The organism is Plectonema cf. radiosum LEGE 06105 (assembly GCF_015207665.1).
In the GTDB taxonomy this organism is placed as follows: Bacteria; Cyanobacteriota; Cyanobacteriia; order Cyanobacteriales; family Nostocaceae; genus Rivularia; species Rivularia radiosa_A.
This window is the reverse complement of record NZ_JADEWL010000056.1, coordinates 1-23,010: the sequence shown is the minus strand read 5'-3', so window position 1 is coordinate 23,010 and position 23,010 is coordinate 1. Positions and strand designations below refer to the sequence as shown.

Annotated in this window: 19 protein-coding genes; 14 read left to right on the top strand and 5 right to left on the bottom strand. The window is 37.3% G+C overall.

What is annotated here, in order from left to right; genetic code table 11:
* The first annotated feature begins 182 nt into the window (after nucleotides 1–182).
* Together IQ247_RS16905 and IQ247_RS16900 are read left to right on the top strand one after the other, a co-directional pair.
* Nucleotides 183–884, top strand: a complete 702-nt coding sequence (locus tag IQ247_RS16905; protein ID WP_193921960.1) for a Crp/Fnr family transcriptional regulator — start codon at nucleotides 183–185, stop codon at nucleotides 882–884.
* A 291-nt stretch (nucleotides 885–1,175) separates the two neighbouring features.
* Nucleotides 1,176–1,889 carry a Crp/Fnr family transcriptional regulator gene (locus IQ247_RS16900; RefSeq protein WP_193921958.1) on the top strand — a complete coding sequence of 238 codons (714 nt, stop codon included), beginning with the start codon at nucleotides 1,176–1,178 and terminating at the stop codon, nucleotides 1,887–1,889.
* A gap of 819 nt (nucleotides 1,890–2,708) precedes the next feature.
* Here the strand turns inward: IQ247_RS16900 and IQ247_RS16890 are convergent.
* Nucleotides 2,709–3,356 carry an HAD-IA family hydrolase gene (locus tag IQ247_RS16890; protein WP_193921954.1) on the bottom strand — a complete coding sequence of 216 codons (648 nt, stop codon included), beginning with the start codon at nucleotides 3,354–3,356 and terminating at the stop codon, nucleotides 2,709–2,711.
* Between the two features lie 126 nt (nucleotides 3,357–3,482).
* Nucleotides 3,483–4,670, bottom strand: a complete 1,188-nt coding sequence (locus IQ247_RS16885; protein WP_193921952.1) for an NAD(P)/FAD-dependent oxidoreductase — start codon at nucleotides 4,668–4,670, stop codon at nucleotides 3,483–3,485.
* 324 nt (nucleotides 4,671–4,994) lie between these two features.
* On the opposite strand from IQ247_RS16885, the gene IQ247_RS16880 reads away from it, so the two are divergent.
* Nucleotides 4,995–6,710, top strand: coding sequence for an AAA-like domain-containing protein (locus IQ247_RS16880; RefSeq protein ID WP_322745517.1), 1,716 nt, complete (start codon nucleotides 4,995–4,997; stop codon nucleotides 6,708–6,710).
* Between the two features lie 264 nt (nucleotides 6,711–6,974).
* Here IQ247_RS16880 and IQ247_RS16875 read toward each other — a convergent pair whose 3' ends face one another.
* Nucleotides 6,975–7,412 carry a transposase gene (locus tag IQ247_RS16875; protein ID WP_228059807.1) on the bottom strand — a complete coding sequence of 146 codons (438 nt, stop codon included), beginning with the start codon at nucleotides 7,410–7,412 and terminating at the stop codon, nucleotides 6,975–6,977.
* Between IQ247_RS16875 and IQ247_RS16870 the strand changes: the two genes are divergently transcribed.
* Nucleotides 7,411–7,560, top strand: a complete 150-nt coding sequence (locus tag IQ247_RS16870; protein ID WP_193921950.1) for a hypothetical protein — start codon at nucleotides 7,411–7,413, stop codon at nucleotides 7,558–7,560. The genes IQ247_RS16875 and IQ247_RS16870 overlap by 2 nt on opposite strands.
* 178 nt (nucleotides 7,561–7,738) lie before the next feature.
* Nucleotides 7,739–8,404, top strand: coding sequence for a Uma2 family endonuclease (locus IQ247_RS16865; protein WP_193921948.1), 666 nt, complete (start codon nucleotides 7,739–7,741; stop codon nucleotides 8,402–8,404).
* Between the two features lie 421 nt (nucleotides 8,405–8,825).
* Here IQ247_RS16865 and IQ247_RS16860 read toward each other — a convergent pair whose 3' ends face one another.
* Nucleotides 8,826–10,451 (bottom strand): DUF655 domain-containing protein, encoded by a 1,626-nt coding sequence (locus IQ247_RS16860; protein WP_193921946.1) that lies wholly within the window; start codon nucleotides 10,449–10,451, stop codon nucleotides 8,826–8,828.
* Nucleotides 10,452–10,707: 256 nt separating this feature from the next.
* On the opposite strand from IQ247_RS16860, the gene IQ247_RS16855 reads away from it, so the two are divergent.
* From IQ247_RS16855 to IQ247_RS16840, 4 genes are all read left to right on the top strand, one after another.
* The gene (locus tag IQ247_RS16855) at nucleotides 10,708–11,865 is read left to right on the top strand and encodes a cysteine desulfurase family protein (RefSeq protein ID WP_193921944.1); all 1,158 of its coding nucleotides are present in this window, start codon (nucleotides 10,708–10,710) and stop codon (nucleotides 11,863–11,865) included.
* A gap of 233 nt (nucleotides 11,866–12,098) precedes the next feature.
* Nucleotides 12,099–12,833 carry a DUF1995 family protein gene (locus IQ247_RS16850; RefSeq protein WP_193921942.1) on the top strand — a complete coding sequence of 245 codons (735 nt, stop codon included), beginning with the start codon at nucleotides 12,099–12,101 and terminating at the stop codon, nucleotides 12,831–12,833.
* A gap of 244 nt (nucleotides 12,834–13,077) precedes the next feature.
* On the top strand, nucleotides 13,078–13,851 hold the full coding sequence (locus IQ247_RS16845; RefSeq protein ID WP_193921940.1) for a DUF8758 domain-containing protein: 774 nt from the start codon (nucleotides 13,078–13,080) through the stop codon (nucleotides 13,849–13,851).
* A 28-nt stretch (nucleotides 13,852–13,879) separates the two neighbouring features.
* Nucleotides 13,880–14,299, top strand: a complete 420-nt coding sequence (locus tag IQ247_RS16840; RefSeq protein ID WP_193921938.1) for a DUF488 domain-containing protein — start codon at nucleotides 13,880–13,882, stop codon at nucleotides 14,297–14,299.
* A 153-nt stretch (nucleotides 14,300–14,452) separates the two neighbouring features.
* Here IQ247_RS16840 and IQ247_RS16835 read toward each other — a convergent pair whose 3' ends face one another.
* A complete protein-coding gene (locus tag IQ247_RS16835; protein WP_193921936.1) occupies nucleotides 14,453–17,434 on the bottom strand; it encodes a zinc-dependent metalloprotease in 2,982 nt (993 codons plus the stop codon).
* A gap of 580 nt (nucleotides 17,435–18,014) precedes the next feature.
* Between IQ247_RS16835 and IQ247_RS16830 the strand changes: the two genes are divergently transcribed.
* The 5 genes from IQ247_RS16830 (at nucleotide 18,015) to IQ247_RS16810 (ending at nucleotide 22,783) form a co-directional block, all read left to right on the top strand.
* A complete protein-coding gene (locus IQ247_RS16830; RefSeq protein WP_193921934.1) occupies nucleotides 18,015–19,589 on the top strand; it encodes a pentapeptide repeat-containing protein in 1,575 nt (524 codons plus the stop codon).
* Nucleotides 19,590–19,850: 261 nt separating this feature from the next.
* A complete protein-coding gene (locus IQ247_RS16825) occupies nucleotides 19,851–20,066 on the top strand; it encodes a hypothetical protein (RefSeq protein WP_193921932.1) in 216 nt (71 codons plus the stop codon).
* Between the two features lie 244 nt (nucleotides 20,067–20,310).
* The gene (locus IQ247_RS16820; RefSeq protein ID WP_228059806.1) at nucleotides 20,311–21,555 is read left to right on the top strand and encodes a GNAT family N-acetyltransferase; all 1,245 of its coding nucleotides are present in this window, start codon (nucleotides 20,311–20,313) and stop codon (nucleotides 21,553–21,555) included.
* Nucleotides 21,556–21,559: 4 nt separating this feature from the next.
* Entirely contained in the window at nucleotides 21,560–22,057 is a 498-nt protein-coding gene (gene ruvX, locus IQ247_RS16815; protein ID WP_322745516.1) for a Holliday junction resolvase RuvX, read from the top strand.
* A gap of 153 nt (nucleotides 22,058–22,210) precedes the next feature.
* Nucleotides 22,211–22,783 (top strand): DUF3727 domain-containing protein, encoded by a 573-nt coding sequence (locus tag IQ247_RS16810; protein WP_193921928.1) that lies wholly within the window; start codon nucleotides 22,211–22,213, stop codon nucleotides 22,781–22,783.
* Nucleotides 22,784–23,010 lie beyond the last annotated feature (227 nt).

Below are 23,010 nucleotides of genomic sequence, written 5' to 3'. Positions count from 1 at the left end.
TGTAAACTTGCTAGATTATCTGAGAAAAATGCTATTTTATTAATAGAATAAATAGTAATTAGATAAATTAGATAAATTAGATAAATTAATTAAAAGATGTCAACCAATATAGCTAAAATCAACAATAGGATTATACTTCAACTAAAAGAGCTTTATAATCCCCATGTTTGACTTGCCTTACTATGTTGAAAAATAAACTACTGATGGCTTTACCTCCTGGGGAATATCAGCGGCTTATTCCTTACCTAAAACCTGTGAATCTAGTTTTGGGACAAGTGATTTACGAACCATACCAACTAATAAAAGAAGTTTACTTTCCCAATAGAGCAATGATTTCTTTAGTTTCTATGATGAAAGATGGTTCAACTACAGAAATCGGTTTGGTAGGTAATGAAGGAATGGTGGGTATTCCCGTGTTTTTAGGAGGTAATGTGACTACAAATCGTGCCATCGTCCAAATTGAAGGAAATGCCATGAAAATGGATGCTGATGTATTGCGGGGAGAATTTACTAGAGGAGAAAAATTACAGAAAAACTTATTGCTTTATACCCAAGCAAGATTAACTCAAGTATCTCAAATAGCCGCTTGTAAATCTCATCATCTCATAGAAGAAAGATTTGCTCGCTGGCTGCTATCAGTTCATGATTGCGTAAACCAAGATGAGCTACCGCTCACCCAAAAGTTTATCTCCGAAATGCTCGGAGTTCGTCGTGCTAGCGTTACAGAAGCTGCGATCGCGCTGCAAAAAGCAGAATTAATCAAGTACAGTCGAGGAATTATTACCATTTTGAAGAGAAAAGAGCTAGAACAAGCAGCCTGCGAATGTTATAGCTTAATCAAAAACGAGTTTAGGCGGTTGCTAAATGACAGCCCGAACTCTTAAATTTTATATTTTCTTAAACTTTAACCATTATATGTACGATAACGTACTGTTTTTTTAGGATATCGAGGTATTCTTTTGTATACGGAGATACGGTGAGAGCAGCGAAAAGTCTGGTTTTAGGGGAATCTACCTGTAGAATTCTTTTTTCAAGCTGGTATTGACGAAATGCTAGTACTGTAGTTTCTCCAAGGAAAATACCTTTGGACATCAGCAGATAGGTTTTTTTGGTCTTCTTGTGTCGTTAGGTAATTTTCCAGATGCGACTCAACCAAGAAGATTGTGTTATTTGATATGTCCGAAGATATTGATGGTGCAATAGTTAATCAATTACTAGCAGCTTTACCTTCAGAGGATTACCAACACCTAGCTCCTCATTTAGAGAATATTTATTTGATGGCTGGGGAAGTTTTATCCGAACCCGGAGAAACAATGACAGAAGTCTATTTCCCTACCTTAGCAATGATTTCCTTAGTTTCAATCATGGAAAATGGTTCCACAACAGAAATTGGTTTAGTAGGTAAAGAAGGTATGGTGGGTTTACCTGTTTTTTTGGGGGGTTGTTCGACCATCAGCCGCGCTATTGTACAGATGAATGGTACTGCGATGAAACTAAATGCTAACGTACTCAGAAGCGAGTTCAAAAGAGGAGGAGAATTACAAAGACTGCTATTACTGTATGCACAAGCATTATTTACCCAAGCTTCCCAAAATGCAGCTTGTAATCGACAGCATAATATAGAACAAAGACTTGCTCGTTGGTTGCTCACAGCACAAGACTGTATTATGAAAGATGAATTGCACCTCACCCAAGAATTTATTTCTCATATGTTGGGTACTCGTCGTTCTGGTGTTACAGTTGCAGCTGGTACTCTCCAACAAGCTGGAATGATTAGCTATACGCGGGGCAAAATTAGCATTCTTAACCGCACTGCGCTTAAATCTACAGCCTGTGAGTGCTATCACGCAATTAAAAATGAGTACGATCGCTTGCTTAAATCCAAATAATCCCGTCACTAAGTACGTTAGCGTACAGACACCTGGGAAATCATTATGGGATTCTAAAGAAATCATTAAATCGATTTACACGATTAAAGGTTAAAATTTTAATATTTTTGATTTCGACTATTCTTGAATGACAAAAAAGAGGAAAATAGTTCTCACTGATGAAAAGCGAGAAATATCTTTAATTAGATTAACTCCGACTCGTTCATATGCTGTATGTTAAGTTCAAGTAAATTCAGTAAATTCACAAATAGGCAATACTTTTACAGTAGGTAAAATCGAAATAAATCAATCAATAAAAATTTTACCTACATAAAAACATGATTTTTTGGGCATAGTGAGGATGAGAACAATTCATATTCCAGTTTATCTTCATGGATGAGATATTTCTCAATTAAAATTTTGAATTTAAATAAAAAAAATTAAATAATCAACTTAGATCATAAACTTAAATCATCACTTTGCGAATAATCTGTTAATCAACATAATGATTTTCAGCCAAATTTTGTAGCTGAAATAAACGAGCCACAATGAAATTTAGAAGGATAGATAGATGTCCGAACACCAACAGGAGAAACAAGAAGAATTAAAATCACTGATACTTATGGGAACTTGTCCCTGTTGCAGTTCTAATAAAGTAAAATATTTTGAATATATCACAAATCGTACATTTGGATTTCACTGTTTTAACTGCGGTTGGAAATCGAAATATAATTTAACAGAATTAAAGCAAGCTTCAGCCAATTGGTTCCCCATACAAAGGTAATTTAACAAGAAGCTTGAGAAAATACAGAATATTTATTTGACAAATTATTTAACTGTTCACTGATTTCGATTTAGCCAAATACCTCTAAGCCCAGCAGTTTTAGCTCCTTCGTAGTCTTCTTTTACGCTGTCACCGATATGCCATGCAGCTTCGGGTAAACAATTGTGTTTGGAGAGCGCGATCGCAAATATTTTTGGATTGGGTTTAGCTGCACCTGCTTGGGTAGAAATGGTGATGGAACGAAAATAGTCTCTGAGTTGTAAAGATTGTAAAACAGAATAAATTCGGGAATCGAAATTGGATAATATGCCTAATTCTATTCCTTTTTTTTGCCAGTTATTTAAAGCTTTTTGGACATCGGGATAAACAAACCAAGGTTCACCCGTACCAAAATGAATATAAACTTCACTAAAGAAAGCCGAAAAGTCATCGAATTTTTGTAAAACACCAGCTTGTTCAAAGGTGGTACGAGTAATCCGCTCCCACCATACAAACTCGCGTTGTGGAATATCTTGTTCTAGTACATCAGGGAAAACCGGAGGTGGTGAAGCTTTAAAACTTTGAAAAAAGGTTTGATTCAAAGTTGCCGGGGAGGTTTCCACGCCAAATTCCCTAGCGATTTGACTGTAAACATCACCAACACTACCTTTAATACCGAAGAGTGTACCTACGGCATCTAAAAAAATAACTTTCGGCTGTTTCATCCACCTGTGACTCGGATTTTGGATTTTAGATTTTAGATTAAAAGAGTCGGAGTTAATGGATAGTGGATAGTTGTTAAATAATTTTTCCAATGCCCCATTACCCATTACCCATTACCCATTACCAATTTACAAGAGTGTTTCTATAATAGGACGAGTTAACCAATTAAAACCAACTTTTAGTTTATGTTCTAGAGTTGGGAGACGGTAAAGATAAGCAAGACGACGGGCAATATATCCAAATGTTCCTTCCATTTTTATCCCTAAACCTGTAAGGGTTGCGTTATCTACTCCCAGGGACATAAATTCGCCTAAATGTTGATAACGGAAGGGAAGTAAAGGACGATTGGTAAGACTTGCCCAAATATTCCAGCCAACATAATCAGCTTGTTGGAAAGCTGCTTGCGCGGTTATGGGAACTTGTTTTCCTTCTGCGTCAAATGTTTCTGCTAAGTCTCCTAAAGCAAAAATATCGGGATTATCTACTACTTGTAAAGTTGGTGTGGTAGCGATTTTTCCGCGCTGGTTATGTTTAACAGGAAGATTTTGTACCGCTTGAGTTACTCTTGTTCCTACTGTCCAAATTACTAAATCTACAGGAATGGAATCTACAACACCTTTGTATTCTAAAGAAATATCATCAGCAGCGATAGATTCTACCTTCGTTTCCAAATCAATCCACACACCCCGCTCATCTAAAGCTTTCTTTGCAGCTTCGCGGTTAAATTCTGGAGAATTGCGGAGAATTTCATTAGCCATTTCAATTAATCGGAAACGTCCTCTTTCCCCAAGTCTATCAGCTAATTTGCAAGCTAATTCCACACCGCTATAACCACCACCAACAATTGCCACACGAATCTTTTCTTTGTCAGACTCTTCGAGTATTCGCAATTTTTCTTCTAAAGCATAAGCATCAGCCAGAGTACGGAAAGCATGAGCATATTTATCGGCTCCTGGTACCATATCTAAAGGTGTTTCCCCACCCATAGCTAATACCAAACGGTCGTAGGGAATATCCGCACCATCTTCTAAATATACTAGTTTTTGGTCAGCATCAACACCAGATACCGTTGCTTGATAAAAGCGGATACCTGTATTTTGCAAAAGTTCTTCATAGGGGGGAGCGATTTCCCAACTTTGCATTTCCCCGGTAAGTAATTCGTATAGCAGAGGGGAAAATAAAAAGCGGTCATTTTGATCAATTAGGACAATTTCCGGTTTCTGGGATTCTCCCCAATCCAGTTGAACTAAGCGTAAAGCGGTGTAAAGTCCACCAAAGCCACCACCAAGGATACAAATTCTAGATTTTTCGGTCATCGGTTTAATAGGTCAGCAAGCTAATGGGAGTACTATTAGTGTAATTATTTGTGTCTGTGTTGTGCCATTAACCGAGAATTACTATTTTTCTTATTTTCATCCCTTAAGTGCATAAGTTGATGAAATATGAACCCATTAATAAGAAAGGAATGTTGGATTTTCAAGTTTAAAAAGTATCCGGCGGTTTAAACCGCTACTACACAAACAAAGTCCACCTGCGTGGACTAGTTAATTTAAAACCCGCGCAGGCGGGTTTTGTTTGTGTAGCCGCGACTTATAGTCGCCAGTTAAAGTATTAAATTACACTTTACATACAAAAGTAGGGTGCTGTTAGCGCAGCGAGTTATCTCAACTCCCACTGATTTAGCGAGCTTAGACGCCGTTGGTGAAGAAAATTTAATCCGTGAAGCACTAGGGAAGCATATAGAAACTGGTGGAATTGAGTTAGATATTTTACAAGCTGCTACTATCCAAAATATTAACCAAAAGCTGCGAGAAAAGCCTTACAATGTCTTTCACTTTATCGGACATGGTGTATTTGAAAATAATCAAGGCTTCATTGCGCTTGTAGATAATAATGGTAAATCCAAATTGTTGGATGATGAGAGTTTCGCCAATTTCTTTTTAGGCGATCGCAATATTGGTTTGGTTATTCTCAATTCCTGTCAAGGTGCGACGGTATCTTCAAATCAAGCTATGAAAGGTACAGCACCAAATTTAGTCCGTCGGGGAATACCCGCAGTTGTAGCAATGCAATATTCTATACTTGATTCTACTGCCAAGCTGTTCGCTTCGGAGTTTTACCGTACTTTAGCGTTAGGATATCCGGTTGATGCAGCTATTCAATCAACTCGCAATGCGATTTCGATGGAAGTCGGACTTGATAAGCGGGATTTTGCGACACCAGTACTGTATATGCGAGCGAAAGATGGAATTATTTTGGATGTAAAAAACCGCAGAGACGCTGAGGGCGCTGAGGCAAGAGATGAAGAGAGATTGCGGGAAGGGAGTAATATTTGTATGCAGTCGTTGGAATATCCGGATGGTGCTGTAGCGCTTGATTCTCTTTTTTATTTAGAACGAAATGGGATTGAGTCTCTTTGTTATCAAACTTTAGAAAAATCTGCTGCCTTAATTCGGATCAAAGCGCCAAAGTTAATGGGTAAAACTTCTCTGGCAAGACGGATTGTTGCTGAGGGAGAAAAACTGAATTATCAAGCAGTTTATTTGGATTTGGGTGGGGTAAATAAGGAAGTAATTACCAATCTAGATAAATTTCTCCGCTGGTTATGTAGCAAAGTATCTTTAGAGCTTGAGCTAGATAATCAAGTCGATAATGCTTGGAATACAGCATTTTTAGGCAGTAATGACAACTGTACGGCTTATTTTAAAAAGTACATCTTAAAACCAATAAATTCTCCTTTAGTATTAGTTTTAGATGAAGTCGATAGATTATTTCCCTATAGCGAAATAGTAGAAGATTTCTTCGGGATGTTGCGCTCTTGGCATGAAAAAGGCAAGATTTCTGAACTTTGGAAACAACTGCGGTTGGTGTTAGCTCATTCTACCGAAGTTTATATTCCCTTGGATTACCATCAATCACCCTTTAATGCAGGTGTACCTGTGGAATTAGAAGAGTTTAATCAGCAGCAAGTAGAAGATTTAGCAATAAGACATGGTATTAATTCCCAAGATAGTATGCTCCCAGAATTAATCAGAATGATCGGAGGACATCCCTATCTGTTACGGTTGGCAATGTATGACATTGTAACGGGAAAGACAACCTTAGAAAATTTATTGCGATCGGCAACAACAGAAGCTGGAATTTATCGCAATCACCTGCGTTATGTATTAGATATACTACGTTCAGCACCGGATTTAGTACAAGCTTTTAAACAAGTAGTTAACTCAACTGCGGGAGTGGAATTAGATTCTATGGAAATTTATAAATTACACAGTTTAGGATTGGTGATTCGTGAGAACAATCATGTAACACCAAGGTGTCAACTATATCGCGATTATTTCCGTCGGGTGTTGTAATGTTGTTTAACTTTAAGAATCTGGCGGTTAAAACCGCAGCTACACAAACGAAACCCGTCTACACGGGTTTAAAAATAGGCGTTGCTGTTAGCGCAGCGTGGCGTTAGCCACAACCGCCACAAGGTCAAAGGTTAAAGGTCAAAGGTCAAAATTATTAAACTTGTGACTCAATTACTCAAGCATCGTCGAAAAACTGAGCCGCAATTTTGGGGTCATAACAATTAGCCATCACAAACTTTTCTGCTACCTGGCTCACTTCGCTATCTACAACCTGTAATTGCTAAAATCGTAGAACAAACCTTGTTGCATTCCCGCAGCTTTGGGGTTTGCGTGGATGTAACGTAGAGTATTTAAAGCTCTTCGTTTATCGGTATTAGCAAATCCCGTACTGTGATATCGCTTTTCCCAAAAGTGACCAGTTCTGTTGAGCATCCGGTTAAAACACATAGCAGTGTACCAGTTGAGCCAGTGCATGATTTTGGGTAAATCTTCTGGTTGATTTGGTTCGAGCAAGTAATGAACGTGATTCGACATTATGCACAGAGCATAAAGCTTGAAATTGAATTTATCGATCGCTTTTTTGATAGCGTAGAGAAACACCTCTCGACATTCGTGACGGGTTAATTTGAATTCACGATTATTACAGCGAGTGGTAATGTGGTAGCAGTATCCGGGTTTAATATCGCGGGGTTTTCTGGACATGAGTCAAGACCAAAAACTTAACACAGTGCAACGTTTAGAGACTTTATTACTAGATGGCTTAAATTCTGGAATTGCAACACCGTTAACCGAGCAAGATTGGAATTGTATTCGTCAAGCAGTGCAGTTGAAAGTTCAACGACACAAATAATCGTCATTGCCAGGGGAACGTTAGCGAAGCGTGTCCGAAGGAGATAGTGAAGCGTTCGCAATGACATTAAAAAACCTCCGCGAACCTCCGCGTTTACCTCCGCGCTCCTCTGCGTTTAAAAAACTAACCTTAAATTAGAGAGTATTGATAAATTTAAATATATTCGGAAGCGTTAACCATGACTCAAGCTTTACCCAAACTCCTAACCTTTGATGAATTTATCGAATGGCTTCCAAACGACGACAAACGCTACGAATTACATAAAGGAGCAATTGTTAAGATGCCTCCACCGAGCGGAGAACATGAAAAAGTTATTGCGTTTTTATCACGTAAACTAACTGTAGAGTTTGACCGTCTTAACTTACCATACGGAATTCCTAAAACTGGCTACGTTAAAACACCATCTGCCGAATCAGCTTACTTACCTGACTTATTACTGTTGAATTTCCATAATCTTGCTTCAGAACCTTTGTGGAAAAAGTCATCCACGGTTACTCAAGCCGAATCTGTTCCATTAGTAATTGAAGTAGTTAGTTCCAATTGGCGCGACGACTACTACAATAAATTTGGGGATTATGAAGAAATGGGCATTCCCGAATATTGGATTGCTGAGGACACTGCGTTGGACGGGTTCCCCGGCTTGAAGCAAGTGTCCGTTGATTATGCAGCGTTGGGTGGACGTAAGTTTATTGGCAATCCAAAGCAACCAACTATTTTTGTATGCGAATTAATCGATAACGAATATCAAATGAATGCTTTTACTGGCGATAATCGCATCGTTTCTCCTACTTTTCCCCAACTAAATATAACTGCTCAACAAGTTTTTGATTCAGCTGCAAGTTAGTAGGTTGGGTTGAGCTTTGACTAGTAACCTTTTTTGTAGACAAGCAATGTCAATTCGGGACAATTGTCTATATTTTTTTGATGTATTTTATGCTTCGTTTTTTGCTAAAATCTTAGAAAAGCTTTCTTGATTGATATGCAAAAACCGTAGCTACATCAAGATGTTTAACAATCACGCGGATGGCTTAACCGTGTAAGCTTGTTGAGGGTTAACCGCTCCCATGCCCCCGTTGAAACAAGAAATAAAAGTCTAGACTTGTCTAGTTTTTATATAGCAGGAAGGTTCACCGTAGGTGTGCCGAAGGCACAACCCAACAAAATCCGCATAATGTTGGGTTTCGCTATCGCTCTACCCAACCTACCAAAGTTTCGGACACCCCTCTCCTTAATAAGGAGAGGGGAAGGGGGTGAGGTTAATTTTCTCAAAAACTCACCCTCTCCTCCAACTTCACCCGCATCTTACCCCCAACACCCTTCACCCTCTCCAAATCCTCCCAAGAATCAAAAGGTTTTTCTTCACGTGCTTGAATAATCCGCTGCGCTAACTTCTTCCCTACCCCAGGAAGCGTAACCAATTCTTCCACCGTAGCTGTATTTACATTAATAATTTCCTTTTCGACAAAGGTTGATGGGGCTTTGATTTCTTTACATTCTTTTTCTTGCTGCTTAACCTTTTTCTCTACTCTTTGAGGGATAGCAAATTCAGCATTACTATAAAGCCTTTCAAACTCTCTCACATAATGAGCGGCAACTTGGGGATTTTCAATAACTAAAACAGTTTCATCGTTACCTGTATTTGCTGCTTCTGTCCAATTATGAGAACCTGTAATAACTGTTTTTTTATCGATAACAGCATATTTATGATGTAGTAAATCACCGCTCGTTAACAAAGGAACACCAACAGATTTAATCGGATTTTGCCAAGGTTGGTTATTAAGCTCATATTTACATTTGTCGCTCAAAGCTACACCCACCATATCCAAACCTTCGCTATAAGAGCGATAAGCGAAATCCGGCTCTAATAAAGTTCTAATTTTCACCTTTTGTTTGTGCCGTGTTTCTAGAATATTACTCAAACGCTGGGCTGAAAACACAAATAATGCTGCATCAATAGAATTTACTGCTGAATTCAACATTTTACCAATTAATCCATTACTGCTTTCAATCCAAGGTAAGGTTGGAGAAGTTGGAGAAAAAGCAACCGTAACTTTGTTATTTCCTAAAACAACTTGTTGAAAATCTCGTTGAGGTTTTTGTAAACCGAATTTACTATCAAATTTTCCTGCAACTCCATCACCCCACATGATGTTAAACTCTTTTGTAAAAATATCAGCTAGTTCTACACTATCGATTTTAAGTAGATTATTAACATTACCCAAACTATCATAATTACTGTAATCGCCGTGAGTATCTGATAATGTAAAATTAGCCGAAGTGATAATTACGAAACGGTTATCTATAACCACAAATTTATGATGCATCAAACTACTACCTTTTGAACCATCAGCAGTATCATCAATTAAAGGTATTTTGGCATTCTGTAAGATTTTTAAAGCATCTCGAAGATTGATTTCTGGTTGTGATAATTTACCGTCTTCATCGGTATCGACAAATTTCTGAAACTCTTGATATCGCTGTTGTTCTCTTTGTGTTAACTTTGCTAATTCCTGCGGTGTAAAATCACTCCAAGAACGACTATAGTTATTTTCCATAATTACTCTAACTTTGACTCCTGCTTGTTGTTTGTTAACTAATGCTTGAGCGACTATTGGTAAACGTAACTCTTGTACAGCGACATCTATTGTAGAATCTGCTTGAGAAATAGCTTCAATAATTATTTGTTCTAGATTATCTCCTGCACGTAATTTTTGACGGTAAGGTTCTTGATATTCAGAAGTTTGAGAATGATTAAAATAAACTTTTATTAATGAATCTTGGGGCAATGGTTTTAAAGTTTGATTATGAGATTTTGGTTGTTGACAACCAGTGAGAGAAAATATTAGTAATAATAAAGAATATAGACGCTTATGAATAAAGAAAATTTGCACGGGATTCTAAAGAAAGATAGATACTAAATTAATAAATTTATCTTTCCCAAAATTGAGGGGATAATTTCTAAGTGCAGGAATCAGTTTGCCCTGGTGTACTTGGGAAGAGCGCTCAAGCCCAACTACGAACCTTAAAGAATCTTTACGGAAAACTGAGCCATACTTGGCTTAAAAAGAAGATATCTACAAGAATTTCTCTTGTAAAACTATATAAGCTGAAAAAAGCAGCTTTTTCCAATGTCATAACCGAATTTTTATGCAAATTTATTTAGATTACAGTGCTACAACCCCAACTCGTCCCGAAGCGATTGAGATGATGCAAGCGGTATTAACTCAAGGATGGGGAAATCCTTCTAGTTTACATGAGTGGGGACAACGAGCGGCGACTATTTTAGAACAAGCGAGAATGCAGGTTGCTAGTTTAATTAATGCTCCTGCCGAATCAATTGTTTTTACTTCCGGGGGTACGGAAGCCAATAATTTAGCAATTATGGGAGTTGCTCGTTCATATGCGAAACCCCAACATATAATTATTTCTAACGTTGAACATTCTGCGGTTTCAGAGCCTGCAAAGTTGCTCGAAAGCTGGGGTTGGCAAGTTACTCGTTTGAGTGTTGATGCTAAAGGTAGAGTCAATCCAATCGAATTAAAAGCTGCTTTGCAAGACAACACCGTTTTGATTTCAATTATTTATGGACAAAGTGAAGTTGGTACAGTACAGCCGATTGAAGAATTAGGTAAAATTGCTCGTAGTGCTGGAGTTTTGTTTCATACAGATGCGGTACAAGCAGCGGGAAGATTGCCCATAAATTTGCAAAATTTGCCTGTAGATTTACTTAGTCTTTCTAGTCATAAAATATATGGTCCTCAAGGTACTGGAGCATTGTACATTCGTCCGGGAATCGAGTTAGTACCATTACTGTGTGGTGGTGGACAAGAAATGCGATCGCGCTCCGGTACTCAAGCTGTACCAATCATTGCGGGATTTGGGATAGCAGCAGAATTAGCAGCCCAAGAATTACCAATAGAAACACCCCGGTTAATCGAATTGCGCGATCGCCTTTTTTCACAGTTAGCTGATGTCAACGGTTTAATGCCTACAGGTGATTTGATGCAGCGTTTACCGCACCATGCGAGTTTTTGCTTGGAATATGCTGATGGAGAAAAACTCAGCGGTAAAACCATTGTGCGTCAACTGAATTTAGCAGGAATAGGCATCAGTGCCGGTTCAGCCTGTCATAGTGGTAAACTGAGTCCTAGCCCCATACTAAGTGCAATGGGCTATTCTAGAGGTGCAGCAATGGGAGGTATTCGTATTACCCTGGGACGTTACACTACGATGTCAGATGTTGACTGGGTAGCAATGGTATTACAGCAAGTCATGAGTCGTCTTGAAAGTCCCATTTTGGTCTAAGGTTAATTTAGGTTAAAGGTTATAGGTCAAAGGTCAAAGGTTAGAGGCAACTATCAACCATCAACCATCAACCATCAACTATCAACTATCAACTATCAACCATCAACTATCAACCATCAACTATCAACTATCAACCATCAACTATCAACCATCAACTATCAACCATCAACTATCAACCATCAACTATCAACTATCAACTATCAACTATCAACTATCAACTATCAACAGTAAAAATGCAACTTCCCAGAACATTAGAAGAGGCAATTGTTCAAGCTCGTGAAGCAACTCAAGCCGCTCTTGCAGATGGTTATACTCGTCTACAAGTTGAGTTACTGTTTCCGGAATTAAAAGCATTACCAGTCGCAGAACAATTTTTACCAGCTTTTGCAGAATATGGTGATAAGTTAAAGATTTTATTTGCCGATGCTGGTAGTGCAGCTTTGGCTCGTCGTGATTGGAATGACGTACCTTTTCAACTTTTAGATATTGGTACTGGTAGGATGGCTTCGTTACAGTCAAAAGTTCAACCAGAAGATGAAATTTTCTTGTTTGTTCAACCTACCTCGGTGGAAGTACCGCAGTTAGAAAAAATATGCGAATATATCGGCGAAAATCGTCCTTTTGTGATATTTGCTCCTCGTTTGGAAGATGCGAGTATTGTCGGTATTGGCTATACAGCAAGACAAACTCGCCAACGTTTTATTAATACGATTGAATCTTGTTATTATCTTCGTCCCATATTTGAAGAAGCTGCGGTATTTCGTTGTTATCCTGGATTATGGTCAGTTTGGGTAGAAAAAGACGGTGATTATCAAAAAGTTGCTGAATTACCCAAAAAACCTTCTGGTGATGAATTGGATGCAATTATATCCGACGGACAACCACAAGGTGAAGGTGAATTTGTAGCAGCCAAAAGTCAGAATATATTTAAAGGTTTGCAACGTTTTGTTAGGGCTTTGAGAACTTGACACAAAACCTATTCTTAACACAAGAGTAAACTACGACAGGGTGGAGCAATTATTAACGGGACTTAAACGAAAAAAGTAGTCCCGTTAATTGGGTTGTAAATATTCGTGGTTTGTAGGGTAATGGCTTTTCGAATGCTACAAACACTAAATAGACAGAGAGCAAATAAGCCTCTATCTCGGTTATTTGTTAACCTCGTAGCGAAAATTTGCTGTATTTCTGATTGCGTAACAATAGATTACAATTATGGAAAGAAAAAAAATTTTAATTGCAACAAAAACATACCCTTCAATTAGTAGAAAATACAGAGAAAGCGTATGTACAGCCGGAATTTTATTAGATGAAAATGAAGAACCTACGCAATGGATTCGTATTTATCCCATTCGTTTTCGTCAACTTGATTTTGACAAAAAATACCCTCGATGGTCTATTATAAGTGCAAAAATAGAAAGAAATGATAAGGATTATAGAGAAGAGAGTTTTCGTATAGATGATTCTTCAATTGAAATAGTACGAAAAATTGATACAAAGAAAAACTGGGAAGAACGAAAATCATTAGTTCTTCCATTAGAATTTAAATCTATCCGAGAGATTAAAGAACAAGGTAAATCCCTTGGAATTATTAAACCAAAAAGTATAAATAAATACTTTTGTAAGTCTACAGCACGACAATGGAGTCTTAAACAACAAGCGATTCTAGACCAAGGGGATTTGTTTGAACCTTCAATAGAGTTAGATAAAATTCCTTATAGTTTTGGTTATGAGTTTATCTCTAAAGATGATGACAAACATAGGCTTACAATAAGTGATTGGGAAATACAACAACTATATAGAAACTGTAGAGATAGGTCAAATGAAGAAACTCTAGAAAATAAAGAAAAAGAAGCCTTAGAAAAAGTACGGCAAAAGCTGGAGGATGAATTTTTAGTAAAAAAAGATTTATACTTTATAGTAGGGAACTTAAAAAATCATAAAAACAGTTTTATGATTATTGGAATATTTTATCCTATGTTGAAATAAACCAATTAAAATATAAAGGTAAGGGCAGATGAATATTACAGATATTTCAGGTAGATATATCCTGACATTTGGATACGGAAATCGTAAAAGTTACGATATTTTTTTAGATTATTTAAAAAAATTTAATATTGAGTATGTTATTGACGTAAGAACAGTTCCACGTGCTTGGAGTCGTCAATGGTATGGAGAAAAAATCAGTGACCTATGTCAAAAAAACGACATTAAATATATATCGAAAACAGCATTAGGTAACACATCTGGTAATAAAAATTGGATTCCTGCAAATCAAAAAGCTGCGAGTGAAGATTTACAAGAAATTGCAGAAATTGTTCAAAAAAGTAATGTTTTAATATTGTGTGCTGAAATGAATCCAGAACGTTGTCACAGAACTGAGGTTGCTAGTTGTTTAGAACAATTAACAACAATTCCTGTTAAACATTTAGAATAGAGTATTCAAATTAATTGTTCATATATCAGTAATTATATTTTGAGGTTAAATAATTGAATTAAAAACAAAATTTTGATATTAATAGATTTTTTAGACACTGAAAACATATATATCAGTGTCTTGGATATGTAATTGTATCTATATTTTTACTTTTTAATTAGTTTGTAAAGGAGCATCTAAAACTTTATTAATTCTCTGACGTGTTTCTAATAAATGCGCTTTGGTATATTCATCTTTGGAATTAACTTCTTCTAATTTATCGTTCAATTGACGTAATTTATACCATGCTAATGTCCGAGCATCTTCGGGAACACTAACTTTTCGCAACACCATATTAGTCAAAATATCTAAATATTTTCGCTGTAAACCCCGACGCAAACTCGAAATTTCCAAATTTTTATCTTTAGATTTCAATACTTCCGTCCAAATACTATCTTGAAGCGTATTAAATAATTCAGGTAAACTCAGAGCTTCCCCTTCTTCACTCTTCAACTCAATATCTTTGAGACGAGAAAGGCGATCGCTAGAAAGTAAATCAGATAAAACCATGTTCTGCATGAATAAAATTAAATCATGGATGGGATAATCCAAACGACCAACTTGAGGATTGCTTCCCCAATGTCTCCAGCGAGATGGTGCTAATTTATTCAATAATTCTGGGGAGAAGTTTAAAGCATCTTCGGCGAAAATATAATTTTGTAAAACTTCTAAAGCTTGCCGTTGTTTTTCTACAGCTACAGGTTCAAATGGTAGTCGATTTTGGTCTTTACTAGCGTAAACTCTGTAGAATGACTGACCACCGATGTATTTTGAAGTATAGTAAACTTGTTGAAAATAGTTACTTAATACTGCACCAAATCGGTCACGTACATCGCTGTAACTTTCTCCTTCCAAAGGATAGCGCTTATTTATTCTATCCCACATTTGGCGAGCATTATCCATCTGCCACTTAGAATAAAGCAACACATTAGAACTATTATCCCATGCGTCGGCAGTAGGGTCTAAATCGTAAACATCTTCGTCTGTGGAATAACTATACTCTGGTTTATAAGATTCTGCGGCGATTTTTTGTAAAAATGGCTTTTCAGCAGTGGTAGATGTAGCTTTAAACTCAGCATAACCATATTTAATTGCCCATGCATCATAAGGTCCAATAATACTGGGAAAATAATCACCTTGCTTAACACCTTCAGGAGCAATATTGGGAGGAATATAGTCCATGACTGAAGAAACTTGACCCCTAATACTAGTAATACTCCTATCGTTCATTTCTTTAGGAGATAACATTGTACTACCCCGGAAGTTATGTCTCAAACCCAAAGTATGACCAACTTCGTGAGCAACAATTAGACGTAAATATTGATGAATATAGTCTTTAGTTTGCTGACTCGTTGGTGGTAAATCTCTGAGCAGCGAAAGTGCTAATTTCCCATAACCAAATTGGTTTGTAGCTTCTATTCCGTAACAAAGGTCGTATTTACCCGCTAATTGCGATAAACGCTCTACAAATCCCTCGATTTCCCCAAGCTGTTGGGAATCGGTATCTTCTACATTCAAACTATTTTTACATAACAGACGATTCTGCATCATTGCTGATAAAGAAGTCCGATTTTCAGATTGCGTCGGTTGAACAATTTGTTGATAATCTTTCTTAAGAGAAGTAACTAAACTCGCATCGAGCAAAATATCCGCATCTAAAATTTCTCCAGTCAAAGGATTAACACGAGATGGTCCCATGGCAAAATATCCATCTACGGTATTAATCCAACGAATGGTATTATAACGGATGTCTGAGGGGTCCCAAGTAGCACTGTCAGGCATTTGCTTAACTTCTATGGCATTTTTAAACCCAGCCGTTTCAAAGGCTCGATTCCACATTAAAACCCCTTCTTTAATTGCTTCCCGATATTCATAGGGTGTAGCGTTATCTATCCAATAAACAATCGGTTTCTTTGGTTCGGAAATCGTTGCATTGGGATACTTTTTTTCTAAATTCCAGCGATTTATATAGCGCACAAAAGAATCCCTCGGATCTTTACTAGATAAATCTTGATAAGCAGTAATAAAATAACCCACCCTTTCGTCGGCTAAACGGGGACGATAATTATTATCCGGTAGTTGAGAAAGACTGTAATGTAGCTTTAATGTAAAACCACGTTTATCAGCCAAAGTCATCAATTTGGGGTTTTTTGTCTTACTACTACCCCCCGAAAAGTTCAAAATTGACTGAATTTCGATATTTTCAGGAAAAACTTTGGCACTACCAAAATAAGATTCCTCTTGGGTTCCCGGAACTCCCAAACTCCCAGATAATCCAGCTAAATCCGCAAGTAGTAAATCCCCTAAATCGATCAAGATACTTTTACGTTGGGGATGAATACTTTGAATTTTAACTCGATAAAGTACAGAATCGCTAAAAGACCTTGCCAAAGAACGTGATTGGGGATCTCCTTCCTGAGTACGGAAGTTCACATTACGAACTACAAAGTTTAAATTATTATTTACTCGTTCAAAGTAAAATAGAAAATCTTGTAAAGGCATTCCGCTGTAAATTCCGGCTTCACCAATACCCGATTCTAAAGTTGCTGTTGCTAAATAATTTTTATTAAGCTGGGTTGGCTGAACTTCTAAATATATTTTATTTTTTTCTTTATCTCTATAAAGAGTAAACAAACCTTTGGAAATATCAGTATCTTTAATTACAGTATCAAAATTTTTAAAACTATCTTTCGCTGCTGGTTTCGCTGTTGTCGATGGCTTAGTTTCAGGTTTCTTCTGTTGTTTATCTAATTCTAAATAAGGCTGTTGCGCTGCCTTTCTTGTGTCATTTACTACCCAAGTAAATGATTCTGGTCGTACTTCTTTTTGTTCACCAACTACCCATACTTTCCCTAATGGTAGTTTTTCTCGATACTTTTGATTAACTTCGTTTATCACAGAAGCATTATTCAATTTTTCTATTATTTGATGACGATTCGGTTGATGATTCAAAATGTTTTCTTCTCCAACTCGCGATCGCGTTGTGGTTTGTTGAGCGGTTGCAACCAGCGATTTAATTCCAAAAGTGGCTGTTGCTAAATACAAACCCTGCAACAGAATTATATTTATATAATCATAAATGCTCTTCTTTCTCATCCAAATCATCTCCAGGTTATCATACCCAATTGATTTACAATTTTTAAGTCCCTTAAATTATGGGAGCCTTTCTCTACTAATTTGCTCCTCATAACTTCCTCCAATCGCTCCCGCTCCTGTCGGCGAAAATAACACTACCATTCAAAATGGCTGAAAAGAGGATAATTTTTGTACTAAATGTCTAATATCAAGCAGAAAACTTTTTAAGTCAGGTTAATATAACATTTTTGAATTTTTTGTCCCTTTTTGCTGTAGTATTCTTCCTAACAATTGCAATAGTTGCAAGTAATACCTATCATCCTCAAAACCTAACAGAAAATATACTGGCAAAATAGTATAACAATCAAATATCGGCAATTGTGTTTTTTAAACACGAAAAAAGATTTAAATCGAGATTTTACTCAAAATAGGAGGACTTACCCATTGTTCCACAGTAATAACCGTTATTATACCCAATATTCAATTATTTAATAGTAGTAAATCATACTAGCTGACTGTGGTTGAAAAACTTACTGAGACGAATAAAATGTTCAGCTAAGCTTGTTTAACAATATTCATAATATAGTGTAAAAACATACAAATGGTGCAGATAGAACTTCTTAAACAGCTTTTGAGAACTTGTGTGAGAAAATCGTGGTTGGAAGAGTTGCGGCATAGAGCATCGGGAGAAACCACAAAAATTTTGATTGCAGTAAATAGCGATCGCCAACAACAAGAAAAAGTTGAAATTGCGAAAAAAGATTTTGGTGAATTAACTTTTGAGGAGAAACTGCAAGAAAGTCTAATCAGTTGGGGGCAAACAAGCAGTGGTTGGAGAGCTAATCTGAATTTAAATCAGCGACAGTTTTGGGAAGAAATTTACGCGATGTTTAGTAACATTACATTGGAACCAGAAATTGTCGCAGCAGTAATTCTCAGGTTTATTGATAGTGAAAATACAAACCCGGTAATTCTGTTTAGAAAATTAGAAGATTTTTATCGTCGTTGGTGTGATGGTGAATTTATTGATGCTGCACCCTCTGATAACTTACCTCAAAAGCAAATGTTGCAATTACAAGCACAAAATGTGGTAATTGGGCTGCGACAAGTAGATATAAATACTGGACTAAATGTAATGATTTTGCTTTTGGAAATACATCAAAGATTGCGATCGCAAAATCATCATCTGCAAACAGAAATTAGTTTTTACCCCTCAACAAAGCCAGATAATAGCAACTTTTTTACATCTAAGCTGTTGCGAGTAATTAATTACAGCGATTCGATTGAAATTGGTAATTTTAGTAACGTAGTAGGTGCATTTCTCAATTATGCTCAACTAGAAGGTGTTTACTTAGGAGATGCCAACCTTACAGGAGTGAATTTTAGCAGTGCAAACCTGATGGGAGCTTATTTAGGTAATGCTAATTTGACTGGGTTACAAGCAAAAAAAGTCAATCTTGGTAATGCTGATCTTGGTGATGCGAATTTGAGCGGAGCAAATCTTAGAGAAGCAAATTTAATTCGTAGCGATTTGACTCACTCTAACTTCAGCGGTGCGAATTTGAGTGATGCGGATTTGAGTGGTGCGGATTTGAGTGGTGCGAATTTGAGCGGTGCGAATTTGAGCGGTGCGAATTTGAGTAACGCCAACCTAACCAGTGCAAATCTTCGAGATGCTATAATAAGTGGCGCTAACCTGAGAAATGCCATACTCTTCGGCGCAAATTTGAGCGAGAGCAACTTGATTGGCGCAGAAATCAGTTACGCTGATTTGTGTCGTGCCGACCTGAGTGGTGCTAACTTGAGGGGTTCTACTCTTAAAGGTACAAATCTGAGCGATTGTATTTTATTTAGTACCAACCTTAGAGAAGCTATCTTAATTGCAGCAGACCTCAGTTACGCCAAACTCAACGGTGCAAACCTTCAAGGTGCAAATTTACACTCAGCAATTATTTTAGGTGCAGACCTCAGCGATGTCAATTTAAGTCAAGGAATTCTTAGAAAAGCCGATTTGAGTGGAGTAACTCTTAACCAAGCAAATTTAAACGGTGCTGATCTAAGTGAAGCGAATTTGCAAGACGTGACTTGGAATGAAAATTCAGCATGGGAAAATGCTCAGGGTTTGGACAAAGCTGTAAATCTCCCCGAAGCTTTAAAGGAAAAATCTCAGCAGTGAACAGTTATCAGTTAAGTCGGTAAGCACAAATTAATATTACTGTGTAACAAAATGTAAACCCCTCTCAAGGACTTATTTCTACTTTCTTGTCCAGGCACGATACATTTTTCTACCTACTTAACATAAGTTAATTAATATTTACATTTTGCCATAGTTTTTCTCTAAACCGTTAAAGTTCATTGCAAAATAAATATCTTCGATGAAATAAAATACTAAGTTCTGATATGCTCTAAAAGCATCGTGATTCAAGAGGAGAATATTGTGGCAACGGAATCAAATACCCGCAGGGGAAATAATCCAGTAAATGAAGAGTTTAGCGAATATGTGGCTCATTTACAGTTCCATATGATATGCCAAGCTCGTAACCTGGTTCCAAGCCTAAAACAAACATCAAAAGATAGCCGGGGTGAATTACTTCATCAAACCCAGGTTGATTTTGAAAAGCTGGTTTCTCGCCAATCTCGGCAAGCAATTTAAGCTTATACAAAGTTATACAAACTTATACAAAACTTAACTAAATTAAAATACAATAAAAGCAGTTCAGTAGGGAGAACATTTACGTGTTATTCTCTCTAGGGACTGCTTTTAATCGTAAAATTTATCAAAATCATTCTTTTGACGCAACGGCTAATAGCCCAAAGCCGTTAATATAATTGCAGCACTTCCCTCCTACTCAGATTATTTATATTTAATTAAGGCTTAATAGCGGACAAAGATGAAAATGAGATCATTACTTTCTCAGAATATTAATATAGTTATTCGACCAGTTCAATACCGGGACTTGGATGATATCGAGCGTCTCTCCCAAGAGTCATTCGCAGCCCAAAACCCGAATGAAGAACACTTTGCGACTCAGGAGTCGCAAAAACTGCGTCGTAATTTTGGATTGCTAAAGTTTCTCAGTTGGTTTCCGAATCCTTTACAACATCGTCTTTGCGCTTATGTAGCAGAACAAGGACGTACTATGTTAGGGATTATCCAAGTATCACCATTTAATAAAACACGCAGTACTTGGCGCGTAGACAGAGTAATGTTAGAGAAAACTCTTAACAAGCAAACCATCGGTTCTCAACTTTTGCGCTACTGCTTTGAGTCAATATTAGAAGCTCGTACCTGGATTTTGGAAGCAAATGTCAATGATAAAGAAGCTCTAGCTCTTTATCGTCAAAATGGGTTTCAGCGTTTGGCTGAAATGACATATTGGCAAATTGAACCAGAATTATTAGCGTTATTGGCACAAGCCGAACCAGATTTACCCAATCTGCTACCCGTAAGCAATGCAGATGCTCAGTTGTTGTATCAGCTCGATACCGCATCAATGCCGCCTTTGGTGCGTCAAGTATTTGATCGTCAAACCCATGACTTTAAAACTGGCTTATTCGGTGCTTTAGCTGATGCACTCAAACAGTGGTTAACAAAATCAGAAGTAGTTAGCGGTTACGTATTTGAACCCCAAAGAAAAGCAGCGATTGGCTATTTTCAACTGAAAATCGATCGCAAAGGACAAACATTCCACATTGCCACCTTAACTGTTCATCCAGCATATACTTGGCTGTATCCAGAGTTACTATCTCAGATGGCTCGCATTACCCAAGATTTTCCTGCTGCTTCGCTGAAAGTGGCTTCAGCAGATTATCAGCCAGAAGGGGAAGAATATCTGGAGCAAATCGGAGCAAGTCGCATAGAACACACATTAATCATGTCTCGCTCCGTATGGCACAAAGTAAGGGAATCAAAATTTGTTTCCTTAGAAGGAATTCAGCTACCGGAAATGCTGCAAGGATTGCAACCCGCACGCAAACCCATACCAGGGGGAATGTTGTGGAAGCAAGAAAAAATCCAGCAAAAAATTTTAGATAGAGCCAAATTAAAAAAATCTATCCCAGATAGTATTGCTCTATCTTACAAAAAAGGTAGCGTAGAAGGGTGTTCCTCAACGCCTTCAACCGATACTCAGGAGGAGTAGTAATGTGGTGGAGTCAGAGGGAAGAGAAGCCCCAAGCAGCACAAAAGCAACTTCTGATGTATTGGCTTTAGGATTGGATGTTGGTCATAAACGCATTGGGATAGCCGGTTGCGATCGCACTGGTTTAATTGCCAGTGGAATTACTACATTACACCGCAGTTCTTTCGAGCGAGATGTCGAACAAATCAAGCAAATAATCCAAGAAAGAGATGTCGAGGTTTTGGTAGTTGGGCTACCCTATTCTATGGACGGTTCCCTGGGTTTCCAAGCACGTCATGTCCAGAAATTTACGAAAAGATTAACAACAATTTTGCAATTACCAGTAGAATACGTAGACGAGCGTTTAACCTCGTATCAAGCGGAACAAATGATCATTGCCCAAAAAATTTCTCCTTCTCGTAATAAAGGATTAATTGATAGATTTGCCGCAGCCTTAATTCTGCAACAATGGTTGGATATCAGAAGACAGAAAAAAAAATCGGATAGAGAAAAAACCCCTTAAAATAAACGGTTAATTTTGATAGCTTTTGTCATGATATTCTGAGAATAAGAGTCAGCATTTTTCTATCGTCAGCCATTTGTCGTTAAGAATTTTTGCTGAATGATAGAGTAATCTATTTCAAGCTGATATTAATTTTTGTGCTTTTACTCGGCTATGTATCCATCTCCATTTCCTGAAGACAACGAGCGTTCCAATCAAAGTTCCATCTCCTTGACTGATGAAGCTGGAAGGTCACTTGAATGTTATGTTGAGCATTCACTTGAAGTAGATGAGCAAGAGTACTTTTTATTGCTTCCTGTTGACTCACCTGTAGAAATTTTTGCTTGGGAAACCGACGGTGAGACAGAAGAAGCCGTTCTTGTAGAGGATGATGCTACAATCGAAAGAATTTTTAGTACTGCCCAAGCTGTTTTATCCGAACAAAATTTAGTGTTAAAAAACACAGCCTACGCTTTAACAGCTTCGGGTGAATTGCCTCCTATTGAAGAGTCAGATATTTTTACCTTAGAAATTGAAGACGAAGGAACAGATTTAGAACCAGAACAGTTACAGTTACTCGCAAGTTTTTATTACGAAGAACAAGAATACGCAATTTATACACCATTAGATCCATTGCTATTTTTTGCTCGCATATCTTCAGAAGGAAAACCGCAGTTGCTCTCACCAGAAGAGTTTCGCGAATTCCAACCATTCTTAGAAGAGCATCTTTTTAACGAGGTTGATTAAGAATTATTCAAATTTTTGTTGTTAATTGAACCAATGTAGAGACGTAGCACTGCTACGTCTTTTTAATGCATAAAACATGATGAAAAACGAGCGATAATCACCGTACCACAAGAGTTTATTTTATATATAAATGAATAATATCTCAGCAAACATTTACATCATCAAGCGCAAAGAATCGGAATTAAATTAACTCCTAACTCCTAACCCCTAACTCCTAACTCCTAACC

Excerpts from the sequence above, each read along its gene's own strand:
- IQ247_RS16905 (WP_193921960.1), top strand. The coding sequence starts at position 183 with ATGTTGAAAAATAAACTACTGATGGCTTTACCTCCTGGGGAATATCAG.
- IQ247_RS16900 (WP_193921958.1), top strand. The coding sequence starts at position 1,176 with ATGTCCGAAGATATTGATGGTGCAATAGTTAATCAATTACTAGCAGCT.
- IQ247_RS16890 (WP_193921954.1), bottom strand. The coding sequence starts at position 3,356 with ATGAAACAGCCGAAAGTTATTTTTTTAGATGCCGTAGGTACACTCTTC.
- IQ247_RS16885 (WP_193921952.1), bottom strand. The coding sequence starts at position 4,670 with ATGACCGAAAAATCTAGAATTTGTATCCTTGGTGGTGGCTTTGGTGGA.
- IQ247_RS16870 (WP_193921950.1), top strand. The coding sequence starts at position 7,411 with ATGAGTCAAGACCAAAAACTTAACACAGTGCAACGTTTAGAGACTTTA.
- IQ247_RS16875 (WP_228059807.1), bottom strand. The coding sequence starts at position 7,412 with ATGTCCAGAAAACCCCGCGATATTAAACCCGGATACTGCTACCACATT.
- IQ247_RS16865 (WP_193921948.1), top strand. The coding sequence starts at position 7,739 with ATGACTCAAGCTTTACCCAAACTCCTAACCTTTGATGAATTTATCGAA.
- IQ247_RS16855 (WP_193921944.1), top strand. The coding sequence starts at position 10,708 with ATGCAAATTTATTTAGATTACAGTGCTACAACCCCAACTCGTCCCGAA.
- IQ247_RS16850 (WP_193921942.1), top strand. The coding sequence starts at position 12,099 with ATGCAACTTCCCAGAACATTAGAAGAGGCAATTGTTCAAGCTCGTGAA.
- IQ247_RS16845 (WP_193921940.1), top strand. The coding sequence starts at position 13,078 with ATGGAAAGAAAAAAAATTTTAATTGCAACAAAAACATACCCTTCAATT.
- IQ247_RS16840 (WP_193921938.1), top strand. The coding sequence starts at position 13,880 with ATGAATATTACAGATATTTCAGGTAGATATATCCTGACATTTGGATAC.
- IQ247_RS16835 (WP_193921936.1), bottom strand. The coding sequence starts at position 17,434 with ATGAGAAAGAAGAGCATTTATGATTATATAAATATAATTCTGTTGCAG.
- IQ247_RS16830 (WP_193921934.1), top strand. The coding sequence starts at position 18,015 with ATGGTGCAGATAGAACTTCTTAAACAGCTTTTGAGAACTTGTGTGAGA.
- IQ247_RS16820 (WP_228059806.1), top strand. The coding sequence starts at position 20,311 with ATGAGATCATTACTTTCTCAGAATATTAATATAGTTATTCGACCAGTT.
- IQ247_RS16810 (WP_193921928.1), top strand. The coding sequence starts at position 22,211 with ATGTATCCATCTCCATTTCCTGAAGACAACGAGCGTTCCAATCAAAGT.